The following is a 16780-nucleotide window of genomic DNA, read 5'->3' as shown; positions in this document are numbered from 1 at the left end:
GCGCCACGGGCATCCGTGATAATCAGCCAAGCACATCCTGCACGCAGGCTTTAAACACTTTCACCCCAAGCGCCAGCGCGTCACGGTCAAAATGCATCTCCGGATGATGCAGACCGGGCGTCAGGTTAGCCCCCAGTCCCCAGAAGCCGCCTTTGATCTGTGGACGAAGACGCAGATAGTGAAAGAAGTCTTCACTGCCGGGTGTCGACTTCGGCGCAGTGAGGCCGGTTTCGCCAAATACGCTGCGAATACCGCGTGCGATCACCTCTGTGGCCTCGTCATGGATAATGGCGGCGGGCATCTCTTTCAGAATGCGGATCTCTGCGTGTGCGCCATAGGCGGCGGCGCTGCTCTCAATCGCGCGTACCACCTGTGGTTTGAGGGTAGCCATCGCTTCGTTCTCTGCCGCACGCAGATCCCAGCACACCTGCGCTTTATCAGGGATTGAGTTAGTCACGCCCGCATCACAGAGAAACCGTGTCGCTTTTGCGCTCCATGTCAGTGACGGGGCAAGATGAATGCCGTTCACCGCCTGCACCGCGTGCGCAGCGGCATCCAGTGCATTGACGCCCAAATGTGGCCGCGCGGCGTGCGCCGCTTTGCCGTGGAACATCACTTCCACGGTAGCGGACGCTGAGTAGTACATCGCCGGTACGGCCTGGCCCATCGGGCACTCCTCCAGCGGGCGCAGGTGGAAGCCGAGCAACATGTCGACATCATCAAGCACGCCGCCTTCGGTCAGGGCAATCGCCCCGGTGCCCAGCTCTTCCGCAGGCTGGAAGATGAATTTTAACCGGCCCTTTTTCACCAATCCTTCAGCCATCACCTCCTGGGCGGTGGTCAGTACGACGGTGGAGTGGCCATCGTGCCCACAGGTGTGACGCGCCACATGTTGGCCGTCAATGATATGCCCCAGCGCATCCATATCGGCGCGCAGCGCTAATGTCGGGCCAGGCTTACCGCTGTCCAGAACGGCGACAATACCGGTGGTGTTATTTACCTGGCGAGTGACCCGGTAGCCCGCCGCCTCCAGTACGCCCGCGATATAGGCGGAGGTTTTAAACTCTTCGAACCCCAATTCCGGGATTTGGTGCAGGTAATTAAAGTGCTCAAGTGTACGCGACACGTCTTACTCCTTAGTGCTCAGGCAATAACGCGCATAATCAGCATGGCGATTACGGCATTGAGAATGCTGACCGCCATCAGTAACGGCCAGTACTTCTTCGGCACATCGGCCACGCCCAGCAGGCGCCCCATGTACTGGAGTTGCGAGCCCATCAAAAAGATGGCGGGCGCGAGAATGGTAATCTGGGCCATATCAAGCTGGCCTTTACTCAGCAGGCTGACGGCAACGCCGGTGCCCGCAGAGGAAGAGAGCCAGGCGGTTAACAGTACGGTGATCGCCTCGCCCGGCAGGCCAAAAAGCCCCATCAGCGGTGCGCAAATGTGCCCAATAATCTGCATCACGCCCAGCAAATTGAGCATTTCAGCGATGACATAGGCCATTAAGACATTTGGCATCAGATTATTAATGGCGATATTAAACCCTTTGCGCGCACCAATAACGAAAATATCAAACGGATTACCGGAGACTTTTGCCTGATTATTCATTGTCGAAATCTCGCTTATAAACAGTATTTAATGCCAGGCGAACCACGGCGGCACCGACGAATTTAAGAACAAACATTAAAATCAGCGGAATAATAATGGGGAGCGTTAATGAAGAGAACATCGCCGAGCCGATAGAGAAATAGTTATTAATCAACCCGGCACCCGAGTATTGCCACGAGCCCATAATCACCACATCTTTACGGGTGATTTTTTTGCTGTCATAGAGCTCTTTGGTTAATGCCGCGCCGGCATCGGTGCTTTGCAGATCGGTAATCAACGCAAGACCGGTATAACCCGGAATCCCGAGCAGTGGTTTTAACAGCGGAGTAAGTAATTTATGTGCCGCGCGAATCGCGCCGTAATGAGTGAAGATTTCCAGCAGGCCGAGTGCCAGCATTACCGTGGGCACCAGCGAGAGTGCAAAGAGGAAGCCGGCTTTGGCGCTCAGGCCGCCGCTGCCGATAAAGGTATTGGTTTCCGGCGTTTTCATGGTGCCGAACGCGCCACCTAACGTGGTAAAATCGAATGCACCCAGCCAGGCCATACCGTCAACTTTAAAAAAGAAGCCGGAAAAGACCAGCAGCACAATGATCAGTGAAATCCACGCGCCCGGCCCCACTTTCCACTCCTCTGTCGCTTCTTTATCTGGCTGCTTCAGTGTTTTTGATTCGCTCATATCATCTCTCTTTACATCTGTAATGGAAAAGTCCTGATACTAAGCAGGATCCATGCCTGAATAGCCCAGCCGTGAAATAAACCTCTTTTATTAAGATTTTTAGTGCAGTAAAACCCCTTCCCAAAAAAACATGAGAACGTCATATCCCTTTTCGGAAAAGTGTATTTTTCTCTGCCTGCCTAAAGGCGCAGGCAAATAACTTCTCACCGTTTTTGGGCGCACTTTTGGTGCAGTACGATGTTGTTCGCTTTTTTTCTTTTCTGACCAGCGAAAATTAACGGTTAATTTGATTATCACTATTTAAACAGCTTGATAAATAGCCGTGGAGTGATGTTATTGTTGCCTTAAGGTCAACAGTAACGAGGAAATGTGGCAGATGTTCCAGGATAAACAGGTGGGCTATCTGTATGAAGTCGGTAACCAGGGCGGCATTCGCCGCGCGGCAGATATCCTCGGGGTTAATGCGTCGGTCGTCAGCCGTCAAATCGCACAACTTGAGCGTGCGCTACAGCTTCCCTTGCTGGAACGGCGTGGGCGTAACGTGGTGTTGACCGAAGCGGGACGCCTGCTGGCAGAGGATTATTTTGTCAGCCGTATGCGGCGCGAAAAGCTGGAGAGCCAGCTTAAAGATCTGCGCCATATGCGCGGCGGAACGCTTTCGGTGCGCATTGGCGGCGGACTGATCACGGCGTTTATCGAAGGGGTTATGCGCGAATTTGCCCAGTCTTACCCGCAGGTGTTTGTCGATATTGTGGTCGGCAGCATGCAGGAGATGATGAACGATATCGTCAGCGGCGAAGCGGATATGGCGCTGGCGTTTGGTCCGATTGGCACACCGGAACTGAAGCGGCACAGTTTCCAGTGGGGGCCGATCTGTGCCGTCGTCGCGCCGCAGCATCCTGTCGCCAGTCTCGCCAGCATCACCATTGAAGCGTTGACTGCTCACCCGCTTATCGCCCTCACAGAGAACTTCGGCCTGCAGCGGCATATGAACGCGATGTTCAAAAGCCAGGGCCTGCAGTTCCATCCGGCTTATCGGTGTAACCTCTTCTCGACCGCCATGAACCTCAGCCAGGCCGGGCTCGGCGTCTCGTTTATGACGGCCCACGCCGCCGCCGACCCGATTCGCCAGGGCACACTTGTCGCCGTGCCAATCGATCACCCGATTGCCAGTAGCGCTCAGTGTCACCTGTTACGGAACTCCGACAGGCGCTTTACCCCGGCAGCCCATCATATGTGGCGACTGCTGCATAATGCGTTTCGCGACAGATAAAGGCAGAGACAGCCGTAAGGGCTGGATGTCATGCCAAATGCAGAAACAAATGGACAGCGAAGATGGCTGAAGCCAGCGGTGAGCAAGGAGAAGCGATAAACCGTTGAGTCAGACAGGCAGTATTGAGGCAGTGACAGTGAGAGAGGTATCGCTTAAAAGCCCGGCGTGAAGGCGGAAATACCTTCCCCATCATGCCGGGCAGATGACTCAGCGTGGTGGCGTGAGCAATTCCCGTTCTATCCGCTCGCGGGTCTCAACGGCCTGATATTTCATTTTTTCCGGGTAACCGAACAGCGAAGCGGCCACGACAGGTTCGCCACCCACTTTGAACGTCTGCTCTGCAAACTTCATTTCCCGCAGGGTGCGGAACAGCGTCTCAAAATCCACCTCGCCTTCTCCGATGCCAACATGCTGATGAATGGTCGCATCGACACCGGGTGGATTGACAATGTAGCGGCAATGTTTGGTGTGATTCATCGTATCGGCAATGAGAACATGAGAGAGATCGTGCCCCGCATGACGAAGCATCCTCTCTACGTCCCCTTTTCCTTTATCGTAAAAAAAGGTATGCGGGACGCTGTAAACGTATTTAACGTTATCGCTCCTGAATGACCTGACCATATTGACGGTTTCGTCGCTTTCTTCGCAGAAGTCCCATGGATGCGCCTGTATTTCTACACGGATGCCTTCACGTTCGAACAGCGGAAGCAGTGTTTCCATCGAGCGGTAAAACATCTCATCGCAGATTTCAGGTTGATTAGGATCGCCCGCCAGTTCGGTATTAATAACCTGAACCCCCATTTCGACGGCGATTTCAACGAGGCGTGTCCAGTTTTTTACCGCCGCCTGTCGGCGCAGTTCATCCGGGCCAGACCAGCGGTAAACACAAATAAAAGAGGAAATTTCAACGCCCGTTTCGCGCAGGGCCTTCTTATACTCCGCAATGATTTCGCGGCTTGCGCGGGGATGCTTATAGAACGGATTAATTTCCGGATGCGGAGACTGCTCGATGTACTTGTAGCCCCATTCCGACACCTGACGGACCATTTTGGTGATACCCAGATCTTTGATTACATCTACGTCGAATGCAATTTTCATTGATGCCACCTTTACGTTATCTCATGCTGCCTGAGTCGGGTTTCAGGCAGAGAAAGTCACTTCATCGCAAATCTCATCCTCAACAGACTGATGCGCTCATCCACTACAGTCGATATCAGCATTCCACCCACGTCGAGCCGGATTCGGCTGAACGGACACAGTTTTCCAGCCATTTGACGCCCGCCAGCCCCGCATGCACATCGGGATACCAGAAATCCTTCAGGAAGGCGTCGTCACCCCGATCGGTGGCATCCATAGCCAGCGCGAAACGTCTGTAGAGGTTTGACCAGGCCTCGAAAAGACCTTCAGGATGTCCCCCTCCGATACGGTCATCTGCACGCGCGGCCGGGTGAAGATAGTCCATGCCCCTTTCCAGGATGCGTACCGGCTCGCCCTGAATTTCAAACCGGAGCTGGTTCGGCTGTTCATCCCACCACTCGATACTGGCTTTAGCGCCGACGATGCGCACTTTTTGCCCATGCATGGAACCGCAGTTAACGGCGGAGGCCCACAGACTGCCGACCGCGCCATTCTCATATTCCATCAGGACAAACGCGTTGTCTTCGAGGGGAGCACGGCTTTTAACAAAGCTCTGACGCGAGCACAGCAGTCGCCTGATTTTTAAGCCGGGAGCCATAGTTTCAGCGATACACAACGGATGGGTTGCCAGGTCCCCCAGCACGTAACTGGGCCCGACAAAGCGCGGGTTAACGCGCCAGCTGGTACTGGCGTTATTTTGCTCAACGGATTCGTTGTGAAAACCGTGTGCAAACTGCATCGTAACAATGCGGATGTCGCCCAGGAGTCCCTCCGCAATCATTTCTCTGGCCTGGAGAATAAGCTGATGACCGGTATAACCATAGGTCACGCCGATGATCTTGTTTTTCTCCCGGCTCAGTTTCGCCAGATGCTCAGCCTCTTCGACCGTGAAGCACAGCGGCTTCTCACATATCACATGAAGTCCCGCTTCAAGCGCGGCGCAGCAGACAGCAAAATGCGTATTGTTTGGTGTGGCGATGGAGACGGCCTGAATACCGTCCTCGCGTTGTCCTTCTGTAGCAAACAGGGTTTCGTAGTCGGCATAGCACCGGTCTGGTGAAAGGCCCAGTGCCTCACCAAAGGCGCGCCCACGTGCGGCATCGATATCGAACGCGCCGGCGACTAACGTAAAGGTATGATCACGGAGTGCCGATGAGCGGTGAATGTAGCCAATCTGACTGGTTCCGCCACCGCCGACCATGCCCCACCGAAGTGATTTTTCGAGCGGTTTAATGCCGTTAATCATGATTATTCTCCTCAGAAACCGACGGAATGCAGATAATGCAGACTGGCCGTGACATCACGCAGGCTTGTATCCGCATCACGCGGATCTCTTTCCTGTTCAATGGTTATCCAGCCCTTGTAACGACGCTGGCGCAGAAATGCATGAACGTCCGGATAGTGGATGGCACCGCTGCCAAGAGGACACATGACGCCCTGGGCGCAGGCGGTGAAAAAATCCAGCCCTTCTTTAACTGCCCGGCGCCAGACAGCCTCGTTAACATCCTTGAAGTGCAGGTAATCAATCCTGTCCCAGTAACGTTCCAGCGTAGCCACCGGCGCCATGTCAGCGTAATACAGATGGCCGGTATCCAGGCAAAGCCCGGCTACGGTATGGGGAATATCGTGGACCAGCTTTTCCAGTTCATCGGCAAACTCAATGCAGCCACCAGCATGGGGATGAATGACCGGCCTGACACCGTACGCTTTCCAGGCAATCTCACTCAGAATGGTGATATGTCTTATCATCGTCTGCCAGTCACTGGGATTAAGTCGCGGGGCCTTTTCTGACTGACCGGCTGTGGCGGCACGTTCAGGATCACCAAAGTCGATGATGACAAGATAAGGTGGCGATGCCCCCTCATTGACAGCGTCAGCCTGCCGGGTAACTGCGCTCAGGTTGTGGCAGATCTTATGGGTCAGATCGATCATTGCCGGGAAGTTTTCTTCACTGACTAAATCGTCGAAAAGGGTGCCGGCAATAACAGACAGCTGATGTTCCTCAAGTGCAGACGTCAGGGCTTCGGGCTCAACAGGCAAGTATCCCCATGGTCCCAGCTCCAGACTTTTGTATCCGGCGAGCGCGGCCTCTTTTAGCACGCTCTGCCAGGGGGGAAGAAACGGGTTTTTCGGGTCGTCCACTCCCCAGCTACAGGGTGCAGTCGCGATGGAAATGGTCATGGTTTTTCTCCGGATGCGGCAACACAGGTAAGCACTGACATGCAGGCGACAAATGCCTGACTCAGTGCGCGCAGTATTGCGCCGGTTTTTTGATACCAGCAACCCTCCTTCGTGGATTATTTGATAGAGATCATGATTTTTTTAAATCATATTATTGATAGTTTTACATCAAATCCAGACAGCGCAACCCTCTGCGTGATACGTCGTGAGACGTCAGATATTTTCCCGGGTAACCAGATCGAAGGGAACGGTAACAGAGAGAGGATTGCGGTCGGTTTCCTGATATCTGCGGATAAAAACAGAGACGATCTTCTCAGCCACAACATCGATACGGTGGCGCATCATCACATCGACATGCCCCGCGATAAGCGCCATTTCATCGCCGATGAACGGGCCATGGCAGAGAATTTTTATATCATGTCGCGCGCTTTCACAGACCGCCTTGATTACGCCCTCTATGCCACCGCACGGCGCATAAATCATGGCCACACTGGGATGGTTTTTTAGCAGTTGGCTGGCAGCCAGATAGCCCCCACTGATGCTTTCCCGCGTCTGTAACGGCTCAAGCACCACCGCATCTTGTCTGTTCTCGCGCAGGTACGAACGAAAACTTATTTCACAGCTTTCCTGGCAGTTGAAACGGTGATCGCCGAGCAGCACACCAATAACACTGTCTTTTTCCATCATGCGCTCAGCAAACCATCCCGCTGTACGCCCTGCTTTCAGATTATCGAGACCGATATAGCCCGCCTGACCACAGGGAGAAAGATCGGAAAACAAAGTGAAAATTTGCACGCCTGATGCGGATAGTTGCTTAATGGTGTGCCGTATAAGAGGATGATCGAGCGCAACTACTCCAATGATATCGACGCGTTTTGCCAGAGCTTCAAGAGACGACACGACTTTCTCCACGTCATGTATATCAGCCCACACAAACGCCGGCTCTGTCGCCAGTTTTCCGTCCGCATACCGGCGGATTTCCTCTGACAGCACCTGGTAAAACGAATAATCACTGGGCAGCAGAATAAACCCGGTGCGCACCGCGCTTTTAACCGCCGTGGCTTCTGGCGTCATCACCTTACGCAGATCTTCCCGGTAACCGAGCGCTTCCGCTGCGCGCAGAACACGGTCCCGGGTTTCCTGCTTCACTGACGCTCTGTTATTTAGAACACGATCAACGGTAGCCACCCCGACACCCGCCGCTCTGGCAACCGCTGACATGGATATTTTTTTCATTACACAGCCCGAGATGATAGATTTCTATCATCTTAAACACAAAAAGTGTGCAGCAGCAAAATACTTCTGCTGCTTTACGGTGTTTTTTACAGGATGACGCATTGGCAGAAAGTGACCGCCGCATGACAGTAGGCAGAGAAAACGTGGATGTAGGTTATTCAGCAGAATGCGTGATTAACATTCCAGTCCGTGCGGTTTCATACACCAGTCCCGGCAGGCAGCATTACCCCAGAAAAACACCCTAAGTTTTCCCCTGTGTATTAGTGGCTGTCCTGTGTTTTAGCCGGGAAATGTGTGAAAAGTTTCAAACACCACAAAGCTCGTGAGCACGTAATTTCCATTCCTCAACCTGAGTGGGGTGGTCAAAAGAGTAATAGACGTTAGCGTTCTCAGGCAGGATATTATGCAGTGCCTGCATGCAGTTGGCCTCACAGGGTCGCAATTCAATATAGGCAGCCGTGATGGGTATGACATCATCGCTGGAAAAGCGCTCAATGCGTTCTATCGCAGCAACGAGTGCAGCCATTTCGCCATGCAGCCTTACCCAGTTATTAGTATAGATTCCTGGTGGCACGCTTACCTGCATCCGACTGTTTCCGAACGCATAACGAATATTACCCCGTAGCCGGTACTCGACTACTGCACAGCAGGACTCAGGACCGAAACCAGGCTGTTTCACTAAATTCTTTTTGTTCTCCAGCGTGCGCCTGACAATCGGATAACCGGATCTAAGGGTGTATTCAGTTTTTATCAGTTGCATCAGCGCTTCCTTTACTTGACCATTGTTAATCAATGATATGGGGTTCCGGCGCAAAACTCCATAAGAACAGGACTCTCAGGGGCTGGAAAATTAAGGTCTGCTTAATCATAACCAGAGGGACTGAGTGATGACAGCCGAGCCCTGCTTTTGCCTTACGGCTTCACCAGCTAGCCGCTGCTCTTCATCTGGTTCATATCTGTGGTTCAGATTCAGCCAGTTCTTTATCGTTCGGCTCTGTAAGTATTACGTCTGTAAGGGAAAACCTAATGATGATTTACCATTATGATCAGGAAAATCCATGGCTGTGTCTGAAGAGGTATGTTTCGGCCTGAAATCCTGCACAGGCCAGTCCGGTTAAATCGTAAGGTCCGGTTTGCGCTGTGAGTTCAACGGGTCGATGAAACGCGCTCCTTTATCAGGGGGGCGTTGTGTAAACATCCGCCTTATAACTGATCGCGCTAAATACCAGGTTCATGAACGACGTAGGGCACAAGGTAAAACTGTTCTATTGCTTTATAAGTCATGCCTGATCTTTGCATCACTCGCTGAGAGGAAGCATTTTCAGGAGCGGCAACAGTCACTAAACACGTTACCTCAGCAGCAAAACACTACCAGTCAGCGTCAACCATTGCCTCAGGAGCGTCCTGTCATACCTGTTTCTGAAAACTGTTCCCTGACCCAGTCCGCAAATAATCGTATACGGGGAGCCAGTTGGCGGTTCTCCGGCCAGGCAATATGAACCGGGAGTTCATCAACCAGCCAGTCATCAAACAGCCTGATAAGGTCCCCCTTTCTCAGCGCGTCTGCCACAAGAAAATCATAAGTCGTTACGATACCCAGGCCCGCGCGCGCCGCACTGAATGCGGCGTAAGCGTCGTTGACGGATATCTGAAACGGACCGCTAAGCGGAAACGATTCGCTGGCTTTCATCAGTTGATGCTCAAAACGTCTGCCGCTCTGTGGGGAACGCACCTGAATATGATGAAAGTGCACTAACTGCGTGGGATGGGAGGGTTTACCCTGTCTTTTAAGGTATGCGGGCGCGGCGCATACCACCATGGGCAGTGCTCCCAGAGAGCGGGCAACAAGCGAGTCATCGTGAAGTCGTCCTATGCGTATCACGCAGTCGAACTGATTTTCAATGAGATCGCTGGTTCGGTTGCCCACGCTTGTGATGATCTGTAAATCCGGATAGCGGTCCATGAAATCCCCCAACCTCGGAATAATCAGGCAGTATGCCAGCGCGCCCGGCATGTCTACCCTGAGCTGGCCACGCCACGTTCCAGCCGCTCCCGAAACGCTGCTGTCCAGTTTTTCCGCCTGGATAAGTAATGCCTGCGCGCCCTTGTGGTAAACCTCACCCTGTTCCGTGAGGCTTAGCCGTCGTGAAGAACGATGTAAGAGTTTTACACCCAGCTTATTTTCGAGGGCCTGAATCTGCCGTGTCACCGTTGACTTGGGTAACCCGAGACTTTCCGCAGCACGGGTGAAGGCTCCGGTTTCAACGACCTGTAGAAAGCTGCGTATCGCAGAAAATTTATCCATGCCCCGCCTTATTGTTGCTGTATCTGCAATGTAAGTTTGCCTGGCGCCCGATTGTTCATTACGCCCACAACCCTGAATATAAGGCCATCCAGTCCATTCCCCCAACGGAAAAGCACATGAGCAAGCTGTTAAGCTGGCACGTCGCCGGCGCAAAAATCACAAAGATTCCAGAGCAACAGAGCAACGGCATTCCCGTGTTGTCTCTGTTTCCACAGTGGGATCGTCAGTCAGCCTTGCGTTTTGCTGAACACATTCAACGTCATGATCTGGATTTTACAGACGAGACCGTGTCGCTCAGCACACACAGCTGGCTGATTGAAAAAGACGGTAAGGTCATCATCCTCGACACCGCATCGGGTAACGGCAAAAAACGCCCTGGCAATGCAAAGTTTCATGAAATGAACAGCCACTGGCTGCATGCGCTGCGAGCGGCAGGCGTTGAGCCTGAGCAGGTGGATGCGGTTGTTTTAACGCACCTTCATGTCGATCACGTCGGCTGGAATACTGTTTTGAAGAAAGGTCAGTGGCGCACCACTTTTCCGAACGCCCGCTATTACTTCTCCGCAGATGAATACCATTTTTATCAGAACCCACTTAATGTCATGCCGGAAAGCACAGGTGCAATGGATGACAGTGTGTATCCGGTCGTCGCTTCAGGGCAGGCCGTGTTTCTGGACAGCGCCGAGACAGAGGTCGTTGCCGGGCTGCAGATTCACAGAACACCGGGGCACAGCGTTGATCACCTGGCATTCAGTTTCTCAGACGGCGGTGAGACGGCCCTGTTCTGGGGTGACGTCGTGCACAGCCCGCTACAGATATTCCTCCCCGAGTGGAACAGCCGCTACTGCGAATTTCCCGATACGGCAAAAAAATCCCGGACAGTGATGATGAATTTTGCTGCTCAGACCCGAGCGCTGGTTTTTACCTCTCACTTTCCGGACAGCTCGGCTGGACGGGTTCTCAATACAAACGGCCAGTTAACCTGGCAGCACGCCTGACAGGAGAATATCATGACAAACACACCACCGCTGTTCAGCGAAGCTTTCGCCATCCCCTCCGATACCAGAGACATTTCATTGTGGCTGCGTCACAGGCGGCGCGCTGATACCACCGACTTTGATGCGGCACAGACGGTTCTGCTGATGCACGGTGCCACTTTCTCATCGGGAAGTCTGTTTGATACTCCGCTTGAGGGGGAATCTTTCCTTGATTACCTTGCCGCAGCCGGTCTGGATGTCTGGGCAGTGGATGTGCGTGGATACGGCCGCGCATCGAGACTACCTTCTTTCTCTTTGCCTGCGCGGGAAAATCCGCCGTCAGCGCGTGCTGAAACCGCAGTAAGGGACTTAGGAAGTGCGGTTGATTACGTTCTTGCACATCATGGACTGACGCAGTTGAACCTCATCGGGATGTCATGGGGAGGAACGGTGGCGTCGCTTTACACCACACGGAATAGCGCTAACGTGCGGCGTCTGACGCTTATTGCGCCACAGTGGATTCAGGACGGTAAATACGCGCTCGATCCCGGCGGCGAAATGGGCGCATGGCGCGATATTGACATTGATGCAGTGGAATCACGCTGGCTTCAGGCCGCGCCAGACAATAAAAAGAACAGCCTTATTTGTCCCGGCGGATTTATGCAGTGGGCCCGGCAAACAGTGAATGAGGAACCCGATCCGGTTTTGAGAGCCCAGCGCAAAATCCGGGTTAGCACCGGTCCGATTCAGGATACACGGTGTTACTGGGCAAAAAATAAAGGCGTCTACGATCCCGCCGACATCCGCGTCCCCGTATTGCTCTTACATGGTGAATGGGATCGTGATGTACCTGTGAATGCAATCCAGGACTGGTTCCTGCGAGCGACAGGCACCCCCTGGAAGCGCTGGGCAGAAATTGGTGAAGCCACACACATGATGGTGCTGGAGAAAAACCGACATCAGGTGTTTGAGCTTACCCGCTATTTTATCAGTCAGGTTCTGGATATTTAATGAGGCCTGTATCACTCAAGCCTCATGTTCAGAAAAGTATCGTGCCAGACAACATCCGCTTCAGGCACAAAGCAACCTCTGAAACAGATTAAGGTCCGTCAGGTGCGAAAAGGGGAATTTCGCCCTGCCCGCTGTTGATACAAATAAAAAGCATTTCGGCTAACCTTTCAGCAAGCAGATATCAGAAGCTGACCGGCATTTTTCCAGCTGATTCTGAATACCGGGGCATGATCTGATGAAGGCATATCGGATAATGTTCTCTCCACAATGGTGCCCCCGAGGCGCTGATAAAAAGCTGTTGCCTGGGTGTTATCTTCAAACACCCACAAATAGAGCGGTGACTCATCATCCCTGCTCTTGACCCATTCGGCTGCGCGCCAGAGAAGTTGTTTTCCTACACCGTGACCACGTAGTGAAGAGCTTACATGCAGGCTGTCTATATAACAGCCCCACTGCGCGTCATAGTGGAGCTTAATACATATGAAGCCTTCAACCTTTCCATCATATTCAGCTACAAACACTGTTTCGCTTTCATTGCTCTGATTCAGAGCTGAGCGCCAGTGTGAAAGACGATCTTCCTGCGCCTGATTTTCAAGGAAATCCGCAGACATCACTTTCGTGTAGGTATCTCTCCATCCGGCGGTGTGCAGATGTGCTATTGCGTCGGCATCACTGCGCTGAGCCTGTCTTAAGTGAATCACTGTTACCTCTCACAAACGCAATGGCGTTTCATGTTAGCAAAATCACATTCAGTCGAAAATCAGCTTACCCGGTTCAAACCATACATCACATCTTATGCAAGGATGAAAATGAATCTGGAAAACTCATGCTGACAGAGTGCTTACCTCATACGTAAATGTCCGCTTCTGATACAAAGCGGACATTCACATAAAGCATTTTCAGGAAACGTGGGGCTTCAGTAATCAACATGTTTTCGATGCTGGCCTGTAAAACTGAGCGCGCATCGCAACAGGATTCAACATTACGACTCTTCAGCAAATCTCTTCCGCCTGTCTGGTATCATACATCAACTGAGCCCGTTCCATTTCCGCTCCATGTTTTAGCGCCCATCCATACAGCGCACTGAATGGCTCCTGAAGCGTCTGTGCCAGCGGTGTAAGGCTGTACTGCACGCTCACTGGTGAAGTAGGCAGCACCTTTCGGAGCACCAATCCATTGCGCTCAAGCCGCTTCAGCGCATCAGACAATGCTTTGTGCGTAATACCCTCCAGCCGGCGACGGAGTTCGTTGAAGCGCACAGGTTCATTACAAAGCACAGTGAGAATTAAAATTGACCATTTATTGGTTATGTTCTCCAGAACCGGCCGCGTTTTCCCTATTTCTTTCAGGTCATTACAATCAGTTTGAGACATGGCGATATATTCCCCGATACCTGATATAAATAAAGTGCGTAATTGTTATTAAGTTTACAAATTATATCATCTGTTTTCCACCCTGACAGGAGAGAGCAGATGAGTAGATTAGAGAATAAAGTTGCCCTGATACTCGGCGGTGCAAAAGGCATTGGTCTGGCTATCAGCCAGCGATTTGCCAGTGAAGGTGCCACAACCTGGCTGACCTCACGCCGTAATGAGGAGTTAGAAGCAGCCAGTCAGACCATAAAGGGCACTGCCAGGCCAGTCCGTGCTGACGTCAGCCAGATAAGTGAACTGACGCGAATAGTCGATTTAATCAAGACAGAATCCCGCCAGATAGATGTGCTGGTCATCAACGCCGGCATGGCCGAATACTCGACGATTGATGACATCACGCCGACACATTTTGATGCTGTTTTTGGCCTGAATGTGCGCTCACCGCTTTTTGCTCTGCAGGCAGCCCTTCCTCTGATGAAGGAGGGAGCGAGCGTCGTTTTGATAGGTTCGGTTGCCGATGTGATTGGCACGCCGGGATATGGCGTATATGGTGCCAGTAAAGCGGCACTTCGTTCTTTTGCCCGCACATGGACACGTGAACTCTCCGCCCGTGGCATCCGCGTTAATGTTGTCGCCCCCGGCCCTGTCGATACGGAGATGATGCGTGCAGCCTCTGAAGAGCTACGAAATGAGATAATCAGCACCATTCCCTTATCAAGAATGGGCAAACCTGAAGAAATTGCCAGTGCCGTCCTGTTCCTTGCAAGTGATGAAAGCAGCTATATAGCCGGAGCAGAAATCTGTGTGGATGGTGGCATGACACAGGTATGAGGCATGGCGTTCAGTTTCACTAAGATCAGAGAAAAGCTGTACGAGAAACGAACCGGGCGACGACCCGGTTTTTCTTTAGCCAGAATGGCTGTGCTCAAATTCCCGTTTATTTGTATCGGTGTCCGGCAGGCGGTATGCTGCGGCTTATTGCGGCATTGGCGCGCTCGCCGTTAATGAATCCGACATCATTTCAGCAAGGCCCGCTTCTGGCACAAAGCGGACAGGCTGACTGAGCTGAAGATCCGCCATGCGCGAAAAGTGGTCTTTTGCTAATTTCTCAGAAATAGAATAGGTATGCTTTGACTTTGTTCTGTATGAAAGCCTTAACAGCAGGATTGAAAATATGAAACAGGTCAGAATTTATACACTCAAAGACAAACAGTCAGCAGAAATTTATTTTCACCGACACTGGCCCAGACATATGGCCTCTCTCCCAGCCTTTGGTATATATGTAAATCATGTTTATCTCGGGAAAGAATGTCAGGTCATTGCAACCGTTACCTATCAGGAGGATACCGAAATACAAGCTATAAATCAGAAATATATGGCCAGCAAGGAGTTCATGTCAGACATGGAAGGTTTCGATATGTCTTCAATCCTCCGGGTGGATGAAATCATTATTAAGGAAACACTTTTCTGACTTTGCGACTTTCTCAGCCAGCAGGAACATTCCTGTCGCAGTCACTTAAATTGATACACAGCAATTAACCGGCCGTTAAGGCGGGGTCATACAAAGCGCATTTGGCCTGTCCGCTTCTGGCACAAAGCGGACGCTAAAATCTCTTCCTTTGTCCGCTATAAGCGAGAAGCGGACATTTAAACCCCTGTTACCTGGTGCTACCCAGGTCCCGGTCACTTTCCAGACCTTTAAGCATAAGTGTGGCTTCTTCAATACGAACAAATAGCCCTGAATCATCTGTTTCAGCAAACATATAAACTTCCATCTCAACCTCTTCCCCATTGCGCTTAGTACACAATACGCGATGTCTGGTAGCATAGAGATTGCCTTCACGAAGTTCGTCATGCACATCAATTTTGCCGAAAGAAATTATTTCGCGAAGTTTACGAGCATGATAAGCAAAGCTATCTAAACTTCCCCACTCATTATCAGTGCGCTGCCGATAACCGGGACTAAAGTGGCGATTAAGTATCTCTTCCAGGGGGATTTCCTGTTGGTTAATAATCTCATCCAATACGTTAGCAATAGAAATCATTTTCATGGTCAGTCCTCATCATAAGTTATCAGTACTCTACAATCGACCTGATGGCTTCGGTACGGTATAAAAGACAATAAATACCTCAAATAAGCCAATATGACCGACCCGTTAATTCCATTCTCCCGGGCTTTTTCTTCTGATGGACCCACTTTGATTGTCGCGGCCCGCCAGTCGGATGCAATAAGGGAAACACCACGTCACCATCACATTCGTGGACAGTTACTCGGCGCTGAGCATGGGCTGCTTACGATCGATGCGGAAGAGTGTCGCTGGGTCGTACCGGCAACGCATGCCGTGTGGATACCTCCAAATATTCCGCATGGTCTGCGCTCGCACGGCCCATATTCAGGATGGAGTGTTTATATATCTGCTGCGGCATGTGGCGCATTATCTGATAAGCCTGCTGTGCTCTCAGTTACAAATCTGCTACGCGAAGCGATAACACGAGCAGCCTCCTGGAAGGTTGCAGAGCTTAATGCGCCTCAAAAACGTTTATCTGACGTTATCCTTGATGAAATCGGTTCGCTTCCCAGCGTTAATCTTGGGTTGCCAATGCCGCAGGATATACGGCTCTTAAAAGTTGCTCAGGTGCTGTCTGAGAGTCCAGATGACGGTCGCACACTTGAAGAATGGGCATTCTGGGCGGGAGTATCGTCACGCACACTGACACGGCGTTTCAGATCCGAAACCGGTTTTAGCTTTAATGAATGGCGACAGCGCATACGGTTACTCAAAGCTCTTGAGCTTCTTGCCGCAGGCAAGCAAGTGACGACAGTTGCACTGGAACTTGGATATGACAATGTGAGTGCCTTTATCGCCATGTTTCGCAGGGTATTTGGCACCACTCCTGCACGATTCAGAATTTAAATATGCAGGCCCGCATTAAGCATCGGCTTCTGGCTCAAAGCAGACGGTGCTTCTGATAAAACGCACTAATAAGCAGATTCAGGCT

Annotated in this window: 18 protein-coding genes; 6 read left to right on the top strand and 12 right to left on the bottom strand. The window is 51.8% G+C overall.

What is annotated here, in order from left to right:
- Nucleotides 1-22: 22 nt before the first annotated feature.
- Genes RAC65_RS01825 through RAC65_RS01815 form a run of 3 tightly spaced genes read right to left on the bottom strand, consistent with a single transcriptional unit; the run spans nt 23 to nt 2287 of the window.
- Complete coding sequence (locus tag RAC65_RS01825; protein ID WP_039340360.1) at nt 23-1126, bottom strand: M20 peptidase aminoacylase family protein; 1104 nt, start codon at nt 1124-1126, stop codon at nt 23-25.
- Between the two features lie 17 nt (nt 1127-1143).
- Complete coding sequence (locus RAC65_RS01820; protein ID WP_033741638.1) at nt 1144-1611, bottom strand: YjiG family protein; 468 nt, start codon at nt 1609-1611, stop codon at nt 1144-1146.
- The gene (locus RAC65_RS01815) at nt 1604-2287 is read right to left on the bottom strand and encodes a nucleoside recognition domain-containing protein (protein WP_375096290.1); all 684 of its coding nucleotides are present in this window, start codon (nt 2285-2287) and stop codon (nt 1604-1606) included. Before RAC65_RS01815 ends, RAC65_RS01820 begins: the two co-directional genes overlap by 8 nt.
- 376 nt (nt 2288-2663) lie before the next feature.
- Between RAC65_RS01815 and RAC65_RS01810 the strand changes: the two genes are divergently transcribed.
- Entirely contained in the window at nt 2664-3560 is an 897-nt protein-coding gene (locus RAC65_RS01810; RefSeq protein WP_054687742.1) for a LysR family transcriptional regulator, read from the top strand.
- Nucleotides 3561-3767: 207 nt separating this feature from the next.
- On the opposite strand, the gene RAC65_RS01805 is transcribed toward RAC65_RS01810, so the two are convergent.
- The 6 genes from RAC65_RS01805 to RAC65_RS01780 all read right to left on the bottom strand — a co-directional run bounded on the left by RAC65_RS01805 (nt 3768) and on the right by RAC65_RS01780 (nt 10419).
- The gene (locus RAC65_RS01805) at nt 3768-4658 is read right to left on the bottom strand and encodes a sugar phosphate isomerase/epimerase family protein (RefSeq protein ID WP_205950170.1); all 891 of its coding nucleotides are present in this window, start codon (nt 4656-4658) and stop codon (nt 3768-3770) included.
- A 115-nt stretch (nt 4659-4773) separates the two neighbouring features.
- Entirely contained in the window at nt 4774-5943 is a 1170-nt protein-coding gene (locus RAC65_RS01800) for a Gfo/Idh/MocA family protein (RefSeq protein WP_375096289.1), read from the bottom strand.
- A gap of 11 nt (nt 5944-5954) precedes the next feature.
- Complete coding sequence (locus tag RAC65_RS01795; RefSeq protein WP_375096288.1) at nt 5955-6878, bottom strand: TIM barrel protein; 924 nt, start codon at nt 6876-6878, stop codon at nt 5955-5957.
- Nucleotides 6879-7091: 213 nt separating this feature from the next.
- Nucleotides 7092-8114 (bottom strand): LacI family DNA-binding transcriptional regulator, encoded by a 1023-nt coding sequence (locus tag RAC65_RS01790; RefSeq protein WP_058701917.1) that lies wholly within the window; start codon nt 8112-8114, stop codon nt 7092-7094.
- A 304-nt stretch (nt 8115-8418) separates the two neighbouring features.
- On the bottom strand, nt 8419-8874 hold the full coding sequence (locus tag RAC65_RS01785) for a hypothetical protein (protein ID WP_039340368.1): 456 nt from the start codon (nt 8872-8874) through the stop codon (nt 8419-8421).
- Between the two features lie 633 nt (nt 8875-9507).
- Nucleotides 9508-10419, bottom strand: a complete 912-nt coding sequence (locus tag RAC65_RS01780) for a LysR family transcriptional regulator (RefSeq protein ID WP_375096287.1) — start codon at nt 10417-10419, stop codon at nt 9508-9510.
- Nucleotides 10420-10535: 116 nt separating this feature from the next.
- Here RAC65_RS01780 and RAC65_RS01775 point away from each other — a divergent pair, with 116 nt between their 5' ends.
- Nucleotides 10536-11417, top strand: coding sequence for an MBL fold metallo-hydrolase (locus tag RAC65_RS01775; protein WP_375092487.1), 882 nt, complete (start codon nt 10536-10538; stop codon nt 11415-11417).
- 12 nt (nt 11418-11429) lie between these two features.
- Nucleotides 11430-12407, top strand: coding sequence for an alpha/beta hydrolase (locus tag RAC65_RS01770; protein WP_375096286.1), 978 nt, complete (start codon nt 11430-11432; stop codon nt 12405-12407).
- Nucleotides 12408-12574: 167 nt separating this feature from the next.
- Here the strand turns inward: RAC65_RS01770 and RAC65_RS01765 are convergent, their stop codons facing one another.
- Together RAC65_RS01765 and RAC65_RS01760 are read right to left on the bottom strand one after the other, a co-directional pair.
- Nucleotides 12575-13108: a GNAT family N-acetyltransferase gene (locus RAC65_RS01765; protein WP_054633783.1), complete on the bottom strand. Its 534-nt coding sequence runs from the start codon at nt 13106-13108 to the stop codon at nt 12575-12577.
- A 291-nt stretch (nt 13109-13399) separates the two neighbouring features.
- Nucleotides 13400-13780 carry a winged helix-turn-helix transcriptional regulator gene (locus RAC65_RS01760; protein WP_375092488.1) on the bottom strand — a complete coding sequence of 127 codons (381 nt, stop codon included), beginning with the start codon at nt 13778-13780 and terminating at the stop codon, nt 13400-13402.
- A gap of 99 nt (nt 13781-13879) precedes the next feature.
- On the opposite strand from RAC65_RS01760, the gene RAC65_RS01755 reads away from it, so the two are divergent.
- Nucleotides 13880-14611 carry an SDR family NAD(P)-dependent oxidoreductase gene (locus RAC65_RS01755; RefSeq protein ID WP_058701921.1) on the top strand — a complete coding sequence of 244 codons (732 nt, stop codon included), beginning with the start codon at nt 13880-13882 and terminating at the stop codon, nt 14609-14611.
- Between the two features lie 343 nt (nt 14612-14954).
- Nucleotides 14955-15251, top strand: coding sequence for an NIPSNAP family protein (locus RAC65_RS01750; RefSeq protein WP_054687746.1), 297 nt, complete (start codon nt 14955-14957; stop codon nt 15249-15251).
- 187 nt (nt 15252-15438) lie between these two features.
- Here RAC65_RS01750 and RAC65_RS01745 read toward each other — a convergent pair whose 3' ends face one another.
- Nucleotides 15439-15825: a hypothetical protein gene (locus tag RAC65_RS01745; RefSeq protein WP_054687816.1), complete on the bottom strand. Its 387-nt coding sequence runs from the start codon at nt 15823-15825 to the stop codon at nt 15439-15441.
- Nucleotides 15826-15924: 99 nt separating this feature from the next.
- Between RAC65_RS01745 and RAC65_RS01740 the strand changes: the two genes are divergently transcribed.
- Complete coding sequence (locus RAC65_RS01740) at nt 15925-16695, top strand: helix-turn-helix domain-containing protein (protein ID WP_072193598.1); 771 nt, start codon at nt 15925-15927, stop codon at nt 16693-16695.
- Nucleotides 16696-16780 lie beyond the last annotated feature (85 nt).

The organism is Pantoea sp. BS_8 (assembly GCF_041954965.1).
GTDB lineage: Bacteria > Pseudomonadota > Gammaproteobacteria > Enterobacterales > Enterobacteriaceae > Pantoea > Pantoea stewartii.
This window is presented reverse-complemented; position numbering and strand designations above follow the sequence as displayed.

Bases quoted from the DNA above. Each gene is read 5' to 3' on its own strand.
- RAC65_RS01805 (WP_205950170.1), bottom strand. From the start codon at position 4,658: ATGAAAATTGCATTCGACGTAGATGTAATCAAAGATCTGGGTATCACC.
- RAC65_RS01745 (WP_054687816.1), bottom strand. From the start codon at position 15,825: ATGATTTCTATTGCTAACGTATTGGATGAGATTATTAACCAACAGGAA.
- RAC65_RS01740 (WP_072193598.1), top strand. From the start codon at position 15,925: ATGACCGACCCGTTAATTCCATTCTCCCGGGCTTTTTCTTCTGATGGA.
- RAC65_RS01770 (WP_375096286.1), top strand. From the start codon at position 11,430: ATGACAAACACACCACCGCTGTTCAGCGAAGCTTTCGCCATCCCCTCC.
- RAC65_RS01780 (WP_375096287.1), bottom strand. From the start codon at position 10,419: ATGGATAAATTTTCTGCGATACGCAGCTTTCTACAGGTCGTTGAAACC.
- RAC65_RS01815 (WP_375096290.1), bottom strand. From the start codon at position 2,287: ATGAGCGAATCAAAAACACTGAAGCAGCCAGATAAAGAAGCGACAGAG.
- RAC65_RS01785 (WP_039340368.1), bottom strand. From the start codon at position 8,874: ATGCAACTGATAAAAACTGAATACACCCTTAGATCCGGTTATCCGATT.
- RAC65_RS01760 (WP_375092488.1), bottom strand. From the start codon at position 13,780: ATGTCTCAAACTGATTGTAATGACCTGAAAGAAATAGGGAAAACGCGG.
- RAC65_RS01800 (WP_375096289.1), bottom strand. From the start codon at position 5,943: ATGATTAACGGCATTAAACCGCTCGAAAAATCACTTCGGTGGGGCATG.
- RAC65_RS01750 (WP_054687746.1), top strand. From the start codon at position 14,955: ATGAAACAGGTCAGAATTTATACACTCAAAGACAAACAGTCAGCAGAA.
- RAC65_RS01820 (WP_033741638.1), bottom strand. From the start codon at position 1,611: ATGAATAATCAGGCAAAAGTCTCCGGTAATCCGTTTGATATTTTCGTT.
- RAC65_RS01775 (WP_375092487.1), top strand. From the start codon at position 10,536: ATGAGCAAGCTGTTAAGCTGGCACGTCGCCGGCGCAAAAATCACAAAG.
- RAC65_RS01810 (WP_054687742.1), top strand. From the start codon at position 2,664: ATGTTCCAGGATAAACAGGTGGGCTATCTGTATGAAGTCGGTAACCAG.
- RAC65_RS01795 (WP_375096288.1), bottom strand. From the start codon at position 6,878: ATGACCATTTCCATCGCGACTGCACCCTGTAGCTGGGGAGTGGACGAC.
- RAC65_RS01755 (WP_058701921.1), top strand. From the start codon at position 13,880: ATGAGTAGATTAGAGAATAAAGTTGCCCTGATACTCGGCGGTGCAAAA.
- RAC65_RS01790 (WP_058701917.1), bottom strand. From the start codon at position 8,114: ATGAAAAAAATATCCATGTCAGCGGTTGCCAGAGCGGCGGGTGTCGGG.